The following is a 13302-nucleotide window of genomic DNA, read 5'->3' as shown; positions in this document are numbered from 1 at the left end:
TTTTATTTGAACATGTTTGAACAGCAAAAAGGATATAGCTGAAAGTCAGAGCGCTGAGGTGAACGGAACCCTGAGCCGGAATCACATGTTCTCCATCACGCCTGCCCACGGCTCAGCGTTAATCCCACATCACCGCCTGGATGCACAGATAACAGCGTCTCCTTTGAGTAGCCGCTTTCGCTCATCAGGCAGGCGCAGGCGGCATCAAATATCGCCAGCACCAGAATAATGGACGTGGTTGCCAGCATGTTTAGCGGATCGGCTTCGCGCTGTACGCCGGTGGATATCACCAGTCTCGATGCTTTAGCAATGGCTGAATCGACGTTTTCAGTGATGCTCAGGATAGGCACATTTCTCGCTGCCAGTCCGGGTAGAAGCCGGGTAAGTTCATCCGAATTGCCCCCGCGTGACAGCATGATGACCAGATCGTCGGCGCGTAAAAAACCCAGATCGCCATGTGCGGCGTCGGTGGCATTGAGGTAAATCGCCGGACGCTCCACGCAGGCAAGCATATGCGCCACTTTACGCGCGGCAATGCCGGAGGTGCCGACGCCGGTGACGACGATTTTCCCCTGGCAACCGCGCAGCTCCGCCATCAACGACTGCCACACAGGTTCAGTCAGATGCTGCCCCAGACTCGCCAGGGCATCGCTATAGAGCTGAAATACGTCGGTGGCCTGAGACCAGGCGTTACTCATGCGTCCTCCTGCATCAGCTCGCGGTATTTCATGTGGTCCTGATACATCTCGTGGAATACCCGGTACTTGCGATCGTAGTACTGCTTAATACGGTTAGTTTGTGGGGTGACCGTCTTACCAATACGACTCATCGCCGACATCGCTTCCGGGAGGGTGTCAAAAACACCTGCCGCGATGGTGCCCATCATCGCGCCACCCAGCAGCATGGCTTCGCTCTCTTCTGGCAGCAACATTGCGCAACCCGTGGCGTTAGCATGTTCCTGAACGAAGATCGGGTTCTTTGTACCGCCGCCGCTGGCCATAATGGTATCGATGGTGTAACCACTTTGATTCATCGTCTCGATAATATGACGTGTCCCCAGGGCAATGGCCTGGATAGTCGCCAGATACTGCAACGCCATATCTTCCGCCGTGCGGGATAGCTTCAGTCCGGTGATTGCCCCTGTGAGCGTTGGGTTGGCGCGCGGTGAGCGGTTGCCGTGGAAATAGGGCAGGATATGCATGTCGCGGGTTAAAAATGCGATATCTTCCGGCTCACCGGCCATTTTACGCAGCAGTGCATTCAGCACTTCATAAATGGTTTGCCCCTGAGACTTCGCCTGCGCCAGCAGGGTTTCGTAGCACGGATGCGACTGGATAACGTGGTCGATTAACGCCCCGGTCGCTGACTGTCCGCCTTCGTTGAGCCAATACCCCGGCAGAACGGCAGAGTAGTATGGGCCCCAGATGCCGCTGATAAAACGAGGCTCTTTGGAAATGGCCATATGACCCGTGGAGGTACCGCCAATCAGTGCGACACGACGGTCGAAGTCTGCCACTTCGCCGGAAACGCCGCAGGCGCCGAGTGTACCGAGAGTGCCGGCGTGCGCATCGATGATCGATACGCTGACCGCGGTCCCAGGAATCAGCCCCATTTCGCTGGCGGCGCGTGCTGACAGCCCATGACCGAGCGGTTCACCCATGGTTTTTACGTAGCGGCCAATTTTGGCAGCATCGTGCTCCAGTAAATCTTCCAGCCCGATCTGGCGGAAGTAGCTGGCATCCCATTTGTCTTCATGGCCCATATAGGTCCATTTGCAGACCGTTGAGCACAGCGATCGCGTGTCGTCTCCGGTCGCACGCCAGGTGAGGAAGTCTGGCAAATCAAAGTAGTAACCCGCATTGGCCCAGGTATTGGGCATATGCTGTTTCAGCCACAGCAGTTTTGGCGTCTGCATTTCCGGAGAAATAATGCCGCCGACGTAGTCCAGCACCCGATGATGCAGGGCGTTGATGCGGTCGGCCTGGGTAATGGCGCGGTGGTCCATCCACACAATGATATTCTGTTCGCTGCGCCCGGACGGGCTGATGGTCAGTGGCTTACCTTCTTTATCCAGCACCACCAGAGAACAGGTCGCGTCAAAGCCTAACCCTTTCACCTGAATCGGGTTGATATCCGACTGGTTGATGGCATCGCGAACCGCGTTGCACACCGCCTGCCAGATGTTATCGGATGACTGCTCAACAAAATCGGCTTGCGGGCGGTAAATCTCGATGGCCCGACTGGCCTGACCGACCATTCTGCCGTTGAGATCAAACACGCCTGCACGGGCGCTACCGGTTCCGACATCCACACCAATAAAGTAACTTGCCATAATTTTTTCTCCTGAAATCAGGCTTTACGATTCTGTAATGCGATAAAGAGGATCAGCACCGCGCCCCACAGCGCCATCGTCAGATAGCTGCTGACCCCCAGCAAGTTAAGGCCGCTTTCCAGCATTTGCAGCACAATCAGCGCCAGCACCAGGCCGACGATGCGCCCGAAGCCGCCATCCGGGTTGATGCCGCCGAGCACGGAAGCGAGGATGGTCACCAGCAGGTAGGATTCACCGTATCCGGCTTTTGCCGAGTTGAATTTCGCCATCATCAGAATGGCGGCGACCCAGCCGAGCAGGGCAGAAATCACGTACACGGAAATTTGTACCCGTACGGTATTCACGCCGCTGTAGCGGGTTGCCTGTTCATTGGAGCCGACGAGATACAGGCTGCGCCCCAATGTGGTGTGTTCGAGCAGAACCCACAGCAGGATCGCCACGAGGAAAAAGAGCAGCAGCGCCACCGGAATGCCGGCAATCGTTGCGTTGCCAAGATATTGAATCGCCGTCGGGAAGCCGGAGATGACCGTCCCGTTAGACAGCAGAATATTCAGCCCGGAGATAAGCGTCATGGTGCCGAGCGTGGCGAGAATGGGGGATACACCGACCCAGGCGATCAGCGCGCCGTTCAGGGTACCAATGGCAACCGCGACGGCAGCGCCTGCCAGTAGTGCCAGCACCAGAAACAGCGGGTTATCCGGATGGGTGACGATAATCGCCGCCATCACCAGCGAGCAGGCGTTCGCCCCGGCAATAATCGACAGGTTAATGCCGCCGGTCAGCATGGTCATGCCCATCCCCAGGGCCAGCATGCCGAGGATAGGTAACTGCGAGCCGATCGACTGGAAGTTAGCGACGCTGAAAAAACGGCTGCCGAGCAGGGCCGAGAAGACCAGCGCGACGACCACAATAATGACGCATTGCAGGCGAATGATGGCATCACCGGGTAAAAATCTGGCGATTGTTTTCATCTCAAAGCTCCCTTGCCAGTTTGCGTTTTTCGTTCCAGGCCGTGGCGCTGATGCTGACCAGGATAATGGCGCCGCTGAACACGGTATGCCAGTAAGAGGAGACGCTGAGCAGCGTCAGGCCGTTTTGTAAGAAGGCCAGCAGGACCACGCCAAGCAACGTTCCGGTCAACGTACCGCGTCCACCGCTCATGCTGGTTCCGCCGAGCACGACCGCCGCCAGCACCGTCAACTCAAAGCCGAGCAGCGAATTGGGTGCTACAGACTGGGTGATTTGCGCCTGCACCACGGCGGCCACGCCCGCCAGAATGCCCATATAGCCATACACGTAGAAATGCAGTTTCAGCAGGTTCAGTCCCAGACGCGAGGCCGCGTCGCGGTTGCCGCCCATGGCGTAAACCTGACGGCCAAGACGGGTATAGTTCATCAGCACGGCGGTAAAGATGATCACCGCAGCCAGGCACAGCAGGGGCAGGGTCAAACCGTAGTCATAGCCATCCGCCGCAGTGAACGAGAACCAGTTAATGCCGTTCATAAACCAGTCCGGGAAGCCATACAGCCAGGTGCCTTTAGTGGTGTAAACCAGCAGGCCGTAATAAACGTTCAGCGTGGCGATAGTAATGATGATCGCCGGAACGCGCAGCCAGTAGACCAGGAAGCCATTGATCAGTCCAAGCAACAGACCTACCGCAATCGCGATGATTAACGCCAGTGCGAAGTTGCCGCCGTGGCCGATCACCCAACTGGCCATCGCGTATTGGGCAATGGCGGTCATCGCCGGGAAGGAGATGTCGATCCCACCGGAAATCAGTACCACAAACAGCCCACAGGCAAGGATGCCAAGAATCGCGTAGCTGGTAGCCACATCTGTCAGGTTCCCCAGTGACAGAAACTCGTCGGTGCTGATGCTCAGCCCAACGGCAAGGGCTACAACCAGCAGGCCCAGCCAGAACTCATGTTGCCCGATTAAACGGGAGAAACGCAGACTATTCATTAATGACCTCGACCACTTCAGCAATCTCCTCTTCACGGCATTGATGAGGATTAAATTCCGCCACCAGCTTGCCGCGGCGCATCACCAGCACGCGATGGCTGTTGTAATACGCTTCCGGAATTTCATCGCAAATCATCAGTACCGCCATCCCCTGCTCCGCCAGGTCGCGGGCTATCTGATAAATGCCTTCTTTGTTGGCGATGTCCACGCCAACGGTAGGCGAGTCGAGGATCAGGATGCGCGGATTGGTCGCCACCCATTTAGCAATGGCGATACGCTGGGCATTCCCGCCGGAAAGGGTTTTGACCGGCAGATGTGGATCGGAGACTTTAATGTTCAGCTCACGGATCAGGTCAGCGACCAGCTTTTGCGCTTTGTGATGATCGAGCAGGCCGCTGCGGGTGTGCAGTTGGTCAAATACCGTGACGATGGTGTTGTCATAGATCGACTGCTCCATGATAAGCCCCTGCGTCAGGCGATCTTCTGAGACATAGCCGATCCCGTGTTTGATGGCGTCATGGTTATTGCGCAGAGTAACCGGCTGACCGTTAATGCGAATCTCGCCGCTTTCCGGGTGCGTCATACCAAACAGGCTCAGACAAAGCTCAGTGCGCCCGGCACCCAGCAGACCCACAATGGAAACTATCTCGCCGCCGTGCAGCGACAGATTAATGTTCTGGTATTTGCCCCGACGGCTGAGATTGCGCAGCTCCAGCAGCGGTTCCTGCTCAATGGCAGGCCTTTCGGGCAGTGGGCTGTAGTGGAAGCGTTGTCCGGTCATCAGGAAGGCCAGTTCGTGGCTGTCGAGTTCGCTGGCCGGGAATGTCCCCACCAGTTTACCGTCGCGCATCACGCTAATTCGGTCCGCCACTTCCATCACCTCATCAAGACGATGGCTGACAAACACCACGCAAATTCCGGCAGCTTTCAGTTCGTTTACTACCCGCAGCAGGCCATTAACCTCCTGGCGGGTTAGCGAGGCGGTGGGCTCGTCCATAATGACCAGTCGGGCATCGGCGGCGATTGCCCGGCAAATAGCGACCAGCTGTCGGTCGGCAATCGAGAGTTTTTCAACTTTTTTATCGGGATCGATGTTCACACCGATGCGCTTCATGGCCGCCAGCGCCTGCTGCTTCATGGCACCACGCCGTACCCAGATATCGCCACCGGGCAGATAACGGTTGACCGCGATGTTTTCCGCGACGCTAAAATTGGGAAACAACGACAAATCCTGATAAATAACCTGAATACCATAGTGGGAAGAGAGCTGGGGTGTCAGGTGATGGAACAATTTACCGTCGAGTAAAATTTGTGCGCCTTTTTCAGGGCTATAGACCCCGGAGATCACTTTAATAATGGTGCTTTTACCACAACCGTTTTGACCCGCCAGACAGTGAACTTCGCCTTTTTTCAGCGTCAAATTCACCTTATCCAGCGCCAGCACGCCCGGGAATTGTTTGCTGATATTCTCAAGAGTGATAAATGCGGTGGTGTCTGTCATGGACAATACCCCTGCGAGCGTCCTGGGGGACGCTGAGTGTTAGTTTGGTAGATAGCGCCGACCAGACGGTCGGCGTTAAGGTTCCCTGGTGTTGGCTAAGGCCTTAGAAACCGAGTGATTGTGCGTTGTCTTTGGTGACTTCGAGGATCTTGTTAAAGCGGATCACTTTCTTCTCCGTGTCGATATCGGCTTTCCCTAAACCATCGATACTCAAATCGGCGTTGACTTCTTTGCCCTGCAGCAGCTGATCGGCAACCGTTACCAGCGCGTAGCCCGCGTCTTTCGGATCCCACAGCAGCGCTTTTTTGATGTCGCCACGCATCAGGTAAGGCGCAGCCTGTGCCGGCATGGCGATCCCGACGACGGCGATTTTATCTTTGGCGCGTTTTTTCTGCACGGCCTGGCCTGCACCGATAGGACCCAGCGAGCCGAAACCGATAATGCCTTTCATCTGCGGGTAAGTTTTCATCAGATCCAGCGTGGTGGCATAGGACTTATCGATGCTTTCCGCGACGGGTAAACGGGAGGTGACTTCGAACATCTCCGGATATTTTTCTTTCTGGTACTTAATTGCATAATCCGCCCACGCGTTATGCAACGGCACCGTCAGCGAGCCGACATAGATAGCATATCCCCCTTTGCCGCCCATATTTTTCGCCAATTCATCGACGTTGGCCTGCGCGTATTTTTCACTATCAATCGTTTCGATATCCCATTGGCCGATGTGCTCGTCCGGAGATTCGTGCGTCAGGACCACGATGCCTTTATCGCGTGCTTTTTTCAGTACGGGTTCGAGGACTTTGGCATCGTTAGGAACCACGATGATCGCATTCACGTTTTTAGCGATCAGATCCTCAATGACTTTTACCTGCTGTGCCGGATCTGGTGTTGACGGGCCGGTCTGGTAAGCATTTACATCGAGTTTTTTTGCTGCTTCATTCACGCCGGTTTCCATTCGGTTAAACCACGGAATACCGGTGACTTTGGCAACCACAGCAATTTCATATTTTTCCGCCGCAAACGACGTGCCGGACAACATGCATGCAGAAACCAGGGTTGCGCTGAGTAATGCGAGTTTGAATTTCATAGTTGTACCTTTAGTAGGGGGCAGGGCATGTTACGGCGTGAAGTTAACAACGAATGGAAGAGGGAATGAATCATAAGTTTGATGAATGTGATCTATGTCCATTTTTGTTAATTATTGGATAATTTTAAGTTAATTTTAGGTTAAATTTGATGGGATTTAGATTTTATCTGACGCTATATTTGTTAATAATTCATTAATATGAAACTTATAATTAACATTTATGCATCATTTGACGTAAATTGAAGCCATGAATCGTCGTTTTTACGGTGACGGGAAAATAATAAAATGTCGAAATTGAGAACTGAATCGATACCGGAAAAGGGTGCTCAACATTTTTCCGTTCGATGATATGCTCACCACTCTTTTCGCCCAGGACGTTATCATTGTGGCGGCCTGTATTGTTACCGTGGAGAACTCATGCAACGCGTTCAACGCATCATTGTCACGTTGATCCTGGCTATCCTGTCTTTTAATGTCGGTGCGCATCCCCACAGTTTTATCCATCTGAAAACTGAGATAGTGAGTGAAAATAACCAGTTTGTAGCGCTGAAAATGCGCTGGACGATGGATGAAATCACCTCGGCTGATCTGCTTTATGATGCGGGGAATGCCAAACCGGGTGATGAGATCTGGAAAAAACTGGCGGCAGAAGTGATGGCCAACGTCCTTGGGCAGCACTATTTTACTGAAGTGTGGCATGCGGGACAAAAGGTAAAGTTTAAAAATCGGCCGACGGAATATGGCATGGAGCGTGAGGATCACCAGGCGGTGCTGACGTTTGTGCTACCGCTGGCAGAGCCGCAGCCGTTGAGCGGACAAAAATATAGCATTTCAACGTTCGATCCGACCTATTACGTCGATATGAGCTATGACAAAGACAGTGATGCCTCTCTGGCGCAGCCCCTACGCCAGCAATGCCGGATTTCCGTGCATACGCCGACGCCGAATGAACAAACGCTGAGTTTTGCACAGTCGCTGGATAAAGAAGATGCGCCGCCGGAGGATATGGAATTAGGTAAACAGTTTGCACAGACGGTGACGCTGCAATGTCAGTAGTTTATCAACAACGCAAAGCCGGACGTCGCTGGCTCATGCTATGGCCGCTGGCGGTGTTTTTACTGCTGGCTGCAGGCGGCGTGCTGTGGCTATGGCAGTCCTGGCCGCAGGTGATGCTGAAAAGTATCGTCTGGCAGCGCGAGGTTAACCAGCAGATGAGTGGGTTGCTCAAGGCGGTTGCTGCTAATCCGGCCCGGGCCGGGGGATCGCTGCTGCTGTTTAGTTTCCTGTATGGGGTACTCCACGCGCTGGGGCCGGGACACGGCAAAATTGTTATTACCACCTGGCTCGCGACCCATCCGTCGAAGCTGAAGTCGAGTATTGGCCTGACGCTGGCGTCTTCGTTGTTACAGGGACTGGTCGCCATCGGGCTGGTGGTTGTGGTGCTTACCATCTTGCAGTTGCCCGCACGACAGCTACATATGAGTAGTTTCTGGCTGGAGAAAGGGAGTTATGCACTGGTGGGGGGGGGGGGCGTTTTATTGTGCGTCCGTGCGCTGAAGAAATTGCGCCAACTGCTGCGCCGCCCAAAATTCACTGCCTTCACGCCGCATCATGTGCATCACGAGGGTTGTGGCTGCGGGCATCAGCATGTGCCAGATCCTCAACAGCTGCAAAGCGGTGATGACTGGCGCGCCCGGCTGATGATCGTTTTATCTATGGGAATGCGCCCGTGCTCGGGGGCAATCATGGTCTTACTGTTTAGTAAAGTGGTTGGCGTTTTTAGCTGGGGGATGGCATCGGCGCTGGCCATGGCGGCTGGAACGTCACTGACGATCACATCGTTAGCTTTACTGGTGCACAGTTTCCGCTCGCTGGCGGTGAAACTCAGTGGCAATAGCGCGCCGGTACTGTGGCGGCAGATTGGCTGGACAACGCTGGCATTAGCCGGAGGCGCGGTGTTGATTGCTGCTGCGGTAGTGATGTGGATGAGCGCGGTGCCGGTGGGGCGGGGGATAAGACCGTTTTAGGTTAGAGCGGTATAGTATGAATTGTAGGCCGGATAAGACGCGAGAGCGTCGCATCCGGCACCACAGCAGATTAACGCTTCAGCGCGTCGCTCAGTTCGTCACGCATGTTCGCCAGCATGGCTTTAACGACGCGCGGGTTACCTGCAACGATGTTGCCAGTCGCCATGTAGTTATGACCACCGGTAAAGTCACAAACCAGTGCGCCAGCTTCACGGGCAATCAGTTCACCAGCGGCAAAATCCCACGGGCGCAGGCCAATTTCAAAATAACCATCAACGCGTGCAGCGGCAACGTAAGCCAGATCCAGCGCAGCAGAACCGGTGCGACGGAAGTCCGCGCATTCGGTGAACATGTTACCGAGGATTTTCATATAAGAAGCGGCGTGTTGCTTCGCTTTGAACGGGAAACCGGTGGCGATGATGGTGCCATCCAGATCGCGAGCCGTGCTGCCGCGCAGACGGTAGCCGTTCAGCTGTGCGCCCTGACCGCGAGTCGCGGTGAACAGTTCATTACGCATTGGATCGTAAACAACGGCAACTTCAGTACGGCCTTTGATGCGTACTGCGATGGATACCGCGAAGTGCGGCAGACGTTTTACGAAGTTGGTGGTGCCATCCAGTGGATCGATAACCCATTGAACATCCAAATCTTCACCAACATGTTCACCGCTTTCTTCGGTGATGATGGTGTGCTGTGGGTAAGATTTGCGGATCGTTTCGATAATAATCGCTTCGGCGGCTTTATCGACGTTAGTCACGAAATCATTGCTGCCTTTCTGGCTGGTTTCTACAGAGTCTGGGGTTTCGTAGTGTTTGGCAATTACATTACCCGCCTTGCGCGCTGCGCGCACGGCGATGGTCAGCATCGGATGCATCGGTCTCTCTCACTGGATGTTAAAGAACGGGAAAACGGCGCAGAGTATAGCAGCGAGTTCGGATTATGTCTTCGTTTTATGATAATATGGTCGAATAATCTTTAGCCGAAGAAATACAATGCTGCAAAATATTCGAATCGTGCTGGTGGAAACGTCTCACACTGGCAACATGGGCTCTGTTGCCCGCGCAATGAAAACGATGGGTTTAACCAATCTGTGGCTGGTAAATCCATTGGTAAAACCGGACTCCCAGGCTATCGCTCTGGCGGCTGGTGCCAGTGATGTGATTGGCAGTGCGCAAATCGTCGACACGCTCGATGAAGCGCTGGCGGGTTGTAGTCTGGTTGTCGGAACCAGCGCGCGTTCCCGCACGTTGCCGTGGCCGATGCTGGATCCGCGTGAGTGTGGTTTAAAAAGCGTTGCTGAAGCGGCAAATACGCCGGTGGCGTTGGTTTTTGGTCGTGAACGCGTTGGTCTGACTAACGAAGAACTGCAAAAATGCCATTATCACGTCGCTATTGCCGCGAACCCGGAATACAGTTCGCTCAATCTGGCGATGGCGGTCCAGGTCATCTCTTATGAAGTCCGCATGGCCTGGCTGGCAACGCAGGAAAGCGGTAAAGCAGCTGACTATGAAGAAACCCAGTATCCACTGGTCGATGATTTAGAACGTTTTTACGGTCATCTGGAACAGACACTGCTGTCGACCGGGTTTATCCGTGAAGGCCATCCGGGGCAGGTGATGAACAAGCTGCGTCGTCTGTTTACTCGCGCGCGTCCGGAGAGCCAGGAACTGAATATCCTGCGCGGGATTTTAGCGTCGATTGAACAACAGAATAAAGGGAAGTAACCTGTCTTTACGCCGGATGGCGCTTCGCTTATCCGGCCTACAGGCCGCACGATTTGTAGACCGGATAAGCGAAGCGCCATCCGGGAAATGAATACCGCACGGAACGCAAAATACCTGACTAAATTAGTCAAGTAAATAGTTGACTGATTTAGTCGGGAATGTCAGACTTGCCCCTGCTATGCAATACCCCCATTTTACAATAAAAAACCCCGGGCAGGGGCGAGTTTGAGGCTAAGTAAGACATGAGACTGACATCAAAAGGGCGTTATGCCGTGACCGCAATGTTGGACGTTGCGCTCAACTCCGAAACGGGCCCGGTACCGTTGGCTGATATTTCTGAACGTCAGGGCATTTCCCTGTCGTATCTGGAGCAGTTGTTCTCCCGTTTGCGTAAAAACGGTCTGGTTTCCAGCGTACGCGGACCAGGCGGCGGATATCTGCTGGGTAAAGATGCAGGCAGCATCGCAGTAGGTGAAGTGATTAGCGCTGTTGACGAGTCTGTAGATGCGACCCGTTGCCAGGGTAAAGGCGGTTGTCAGGGCGGTGATAAGTGCCTGACCCACGCGCTGTGGCGCGATCTTAGCGACCGCCTGACCGGTTTCCTCAACAACATTACGTTGGGCGAACTGGTAAATAATCAGGAAGTCCTCGATGTGTCTGGTCGCCAGCACACGCATGACGCTCCACGCAGCACCCGTACGCAAGACGCTATCGACGTCAAACTGCGTGCCTAATAAAAATTACGCACTATCTTCTGCTTGCATCAAAGCAACCAGCAAGATGAAGCGTAAAAAGTATTTCAGAATCAGGCCGGGATGTCAGACATCCCGTTAACTCGGTCGTACATCCAGCCGGTTGCCTGATTCCTTGCATTGAAGCGATGTACGGAGTTTATAGAGCAATGAAATTACCGATCTATCTCGATTACTCCGCAACCACGCCGGTGGACCCGCGTGTTGCCGAGAAAATGATGCAGTGTCTGACCCTGGACGGAAACTTTGGTAACCCAGCGTCTCGTTCACACCGTTTCGGCTGGCAGGCTGAAGAGGCGGTAGATATCGCCCGTAACCAGATTGCCGACCTCGTGGGCGCTGACCCGCGTGAAATCGTCTTTACTTCCGGTGCGACTGAATCCGATAACCTGGCGATTAAAGGTGCAGCCAACTTTTATCAGAAAAAAGGCAAGCACATCATCACCAGCAAAACCGAACACAAAGCCGTGCTGGACACCTGTCGTCAGCTGGAGCGCGAAGGGTTCGAAGTCACCTACCTCGCCCCGCAGCGTAACGGTATTATCGACCTTCAAGAACTTGAAGCGGCGATGCGTGATGACACCATTCTCGTGTCCATCATGCACGTGAACAACGAAATCGGCGTGGTACAGGATATTGCGAAGATCGGCGAAATGTGCCGTGCTCGCGGCATCATCTATCACGTTGATGCGACCCAGAGCGTAGGTAAACTGCCTATCGACCTGAGCCAGCTGAAAGTGGACCTGATGTCCTTCTCCGGCCACAAAATCTATGGCCCGAAAGGTATCGGCGCGCTGTACGTGCGTCGTAAACCGCGTATCCGTATCGAAGCGCAGATGCACGGCGGCGGTCACGAGCGCGGCATGCGCTCCGGTACGCTGCCTGTTCACCAGATTGTCGGTATGGGTGAAGCTTACCGTATCGCCAAAGAAGAGATGGAAACCGAGATGGCGCGTCTGCGCGGTCTGCGTAACCGTCTGTGGAACGGCGTGAAAGACATGGAAGAGGTGTACCTCAACGGTGACCTCGAGCATGGCGCACCGAACATTCTCAACGTCAGCTTCAACTTTGTTGAAGGCGAGTCGCTGATTATGGCGCTGAAAGACCTGGCGGTATCTTCCGGTTCTGCATGTACCTCTGCAAGCCTGGAACCTTCCTACGTGCTGCGTGCACTGGGAATGACTGACGAGCTGGCGCACAGCTCAATTCGTTTCTCTTTAGGTCGTTTTACTACCGAAGAAGAGATTGACTATGCCATCAATCTGGTTCGTAACTCCATCGGCCGTCTGCGCGACCTTTCTCCGCTGTGGGAAATGTTCAAGCAGGGCGTGGATCTGAACAGTATTGAATGGTCACATCATTAATCGGTATACCCGTCATACTTCAAGTTGCAGATGCGTTGGCCGCGCTCGCTCACCCCAGTCACGTACTTATGTACGCTCCTGGGGATTTGCTCCCTTGCCGCCTTCCTGCAACTCGAATTATTTAGGGTACAAATAAGGAGAATTCAGCATGGCTTACAGCGAAAAAGTAATCGATCATTACGAGAATCCACGTAACGTGGGCTCTTTTGACAACAGCGACGAGAACGTGGGCAGCGGCATGGTGGGTGCACCGGCCTGTGGCGACGTGATGAAGTTGCAGATCAAAGTCAACAATGAGGGTATCATTGAAGACGCGCGTTTCAAGACTTACGGCTGCGGTTCCGCTATTGCCTCCAGCTCTCTGGTTACCGAATGGGTAAAAGGGAAATCACTGGACGAAGCACAGGCGATTAAGAACACCGATATCGCAGACGAACTTGAACTGCCACCAGTGAAAATTCACTGTTCTATTCTGGCTGAAGACGCGATTAAAGCCGCGATTGCGGATTACAAAAGCAAACGTGAAGCAAAATAATTAAGAGTTGAGGTTTTA

General features: G+C 53.9%; 13 protein-coding genes. 6 read left to right on the top strand and 7 right to left on the bottom strand.

The annotated features are described in order from the left end of the window. Window positions 1-95: 95 nt before the first annotated feature. The 6 genes from FDX19_RS24910 to FDX19_RS24885 all read right to left on the bottom strand — a co-directional run bounded on the left by FDX19_RS24910 (window position 96) and on the right by FDX19_RS24885 (window position 6882). Window positions 96-698, bottom strand: coding sequence for an SIS domain-containing protein (locus tag FDX19_RS24910; RefSeq protein ID WP_137384811.1), 603 nt, complete (start codon window positions 696-698; stop codon window positions 96-98). Further along, on the bottom strand, window positions 695-2332 hold the full coding sequence (locus tag FDX19_RS24905; protein WP_137384810.1) for an FGGY-family carbohydrate kinase: 1638 nt from the start codon (window positions 2330-2332) through the stop codon (window positions 695-697). The genes FDX19_RS24910 and FDX19_RS24905 overlap by 4 nt, the downstream gene beginning before the upstream one ends. 17 nt (window positions 2333-2349) lie before the next feature. Beyond that, window positions 2350-3303, bottom strand: coding sequence for an ABC transporter permease (locus FDX19_RS24900; protein ID WP_047409495.1), 954 nt, complete (start codon window positions 3301-3303; stop codon window positions 2350-2352). Between the two features lies 1 nt (window position 3304). After that, entirely contained in the window at window positions 3305-4294 is a 990-nt protein-coding gene (locus FDX19_RS24895) for an ABC transporter permease (RefSeq protein WP_137384809.1), read from the bottom strand. Beyond that, entirely contained in the window at window positions 4287-5795 is a 1509-nt protein-coding gene (locus FDX19_RS24890) for a sugar ABC transporter ATP-binding protein (protein ID WP_137384808.1), read from the bottom strand. The genes FDX19_RS24895 and FDX19_RS24890 overlap by 8 nt, the downstream gene beginning before the upstream one ends. Before the next feature lie 103 nt (window positions 5796-5898). Further along, window positions 5899-6882 carry an autoinducer 2 ABC transporter substrate-binding protein gene (locus FDX19_RS24885; protein ID WP_006683457.1) on the bottom strand — a complete coding sequence of 328 codons (984 nt, stop codon included), beginning with the start codon at window positions 6880-6882 and terminating at the stop codon, window positions 5899-5901. Between the two features lie 417 nt (window positions 6883-7299). On the opposite strand from FDX19_RS24885, the gene FDX19_RS24880 reads away from it, so the two are divergent. Both FDX19_RS24880 and FDX19_RS24875 read left to right on the top strand, forming a co-directional pair. Further along, window positions 7300-7938 (top strand): DUF1007 family protein, encoded by a 639-nt coding sequence (locus FDX19_RS24880; protein ID WP_137384807.1) that lies wholly within the window; start codon window positions 7300-7302, stop codon window positions 7936-7938. Next, window positions 7929-8909: a nickel/cobalt transporter gene (locus FDX19_RS24875; RefSeq protein WP_137384806.1), complete on the top strand. Its 981-nt coding sequence runs from the start codon at window positions 7929-7931 to the stop codon at window positions 8907-8909. Before FDX19_RS24880 ends, FDX19_RS24875 begins: the two co-directional genes overlap by 10 nt. A 70-nt stretch (window positions 8910-8979) precedes the next feature. Here FDX19_RS24875 and suhB read toward each other — a convergent pair whose 3' ends face one another. Next, window positions 8980-9783 carry an inositol-1-monophosphatase gene (gene suhB, locus FDX19_RS24870; RefSeq protein ID WP_003835237.1) on the bottom strand — a complete coding sequence of 268 codons (804 nt, stop codon included), beginning with the start codon at window positions 9781-9783 and terminating at the stop codon, window positions 8980-8982. Window positions 9784-9901: 118 nt separating this feature from the next. Between suhB and trmJ the strand changes: the two genes are divergently transcribed. From trmJ to iscU, 4 genes are all read left to right on the top strand, one after another. Beyond that, window positions 9902-10633: a tRNA (cytosine(32)/uridine(32)-2'-O)-methyltransferase TrmJ gene (gene trmJ, locus FDX19_RS24865; RefSeq protein WP_137384805.1), complete on the top strand. Its 732-nt coding sequence runs from the start codon at window positions 9902-9904 to the stop codon at window positions 10631-10633. 242 nt (window positions 10634-10875) lie between these two features. Beyond that, entirely contained in the window at window positions 10876-11367 is a 492-nt protein-coding gene (gene iscR / locus FDX19_RS24860) for a Fe-S cluster assembly transcriptional regulator IscR (protein ID WP_005120405.1), read from the top strand. 167 nt (window positions 11368-11534) lie between these two features. Then, window positions 11535-12749 (top strand): cysteine desulfurase, encoded by a 1215-nt coding sequence (gene iscS / locus FDX19_RS24855; RefSeq protein WP_137384804.1) that lies wholly within the window; start codon window positions 11535-11537, stop codon window positions 12747-12749. Window positions 12750-12897: 148 nt separating this feature from the next. Then, complete coding sequence (gene iscU, locus FDX19_RS24850; RefSeq protein ID WP_002913991.1) at window positions 12898-13284, top strand: Fe-S cluster assembly scaffold IscU; 387 nt, start codon at window positions 12898-12900, stop codon at window positions 13282-13284. Window positions 13285-13302 lie beyond the last annotated feature (18 nt).

Origin of the sequence: Citrobacter sp. wls619, from assembly GCF_005281345.1 — a bacterium.
Classification (GTDB): Bacteria; Pseudomonadota; Gammaproteobacteria; order Enterobacterales; family Enterobacteriaceae; genus Citrobacter.
This window is presented reverse-complemented; position numbering and strand designations above follow the sequence as displayed.

Excerpts from the sequence above, each read along its gene's own strand:
- FDX19_RS24910 (WP_137384811.1), bottom strand. The coding sequence starts at position 698 with ATGAGTAACGCCTGGTCTCAGGCCACCGACGTATTTCAGCTCTATAGC.
- FDX19_RS24905 (WP_137384810.1), bottom strand. The coding sequence starts at position 2,332 with ATGGCAAGTTACTTTATTGGTGTGGATGTCGGAACCGGTAGCGCCCGT.
- FDX19_RS24900 (WP_047409495.1), bottom strand. The coding sequence starts at position 3,303 with ATGAAAACAATCGCCAGATTTTTACCCGGTGATGCCATCATTCGCCTG.
- FDX19_RS24895 (WP_137384809.1), bottom strand. The coding sequence starts at position 4,294 with ATGAATAGTCTGCGTTTCTCCCGTTTAATCGGGCAACATGAGTTCTGG.
- FDX19_RS24890 (WP_137384808.1), bottom strand. The coding sequence starts at position 5,795 with ATGACAGACACCACCGCATTTATCACTCTTGAGAATATCAGCAAACAA.
- FDX19_RS24885 (WP_006683457.1), bottom strand. The coding sequence starts at position 6,882 with ATGAAATTCAAACTCGCATTACTCAGCGCAACCCTGGTTTCTGCATGC.
- FDX19_RS24880 (WP_137384807.1), top strand. The coding sequence starts at position 7,300 with ATGCAACGCGTTCAACGCATCATTGTCACGTTGATCCTGGCTATCCTG.
- FDX19_RS24875 (WP_137384806.1), top strand. The coding sequence starts at position 7,929 with ATGTCAGTAGTTTATCAACAACGCAAAGCCGGACGTCGCTGGCTCATG.
- suhB (WP_003835237.1), bottom strand. The coding sequence starts at position 9,783 with ATGCATCCGATGCTGACCATCGCCGTGCGCGCAGCGCGCAAGGCGGGT.
- trmJ (WP_137384805.1), top strand. The coding sequence starts at position 9,902 with ATGCTGCAAAATATTCGAATCGTGCTGGTGGAAACGTCTCACACTGGC.
- iscR (WP_005120405.1), top strand. The coding sequence starts at position 10,876 with ATGAGACTGACATCAAAAGGGCGTTATGCCGTGACCGCAATGTTGGAC.
- iscS (WP_137384804.1), top strand. The coding sequence starts at position 11,535 with ATGAAATTACCGATCTATCTCGATTACTCCGCAACCACGCCGGTGGAC.
- iscU (WP_002913991.1), top strand. The coding sequence starts at position 12,898 with ATGGCTTACAGCGAAAAAGTAATCGATCATTACGAGAATCCACGTAAC.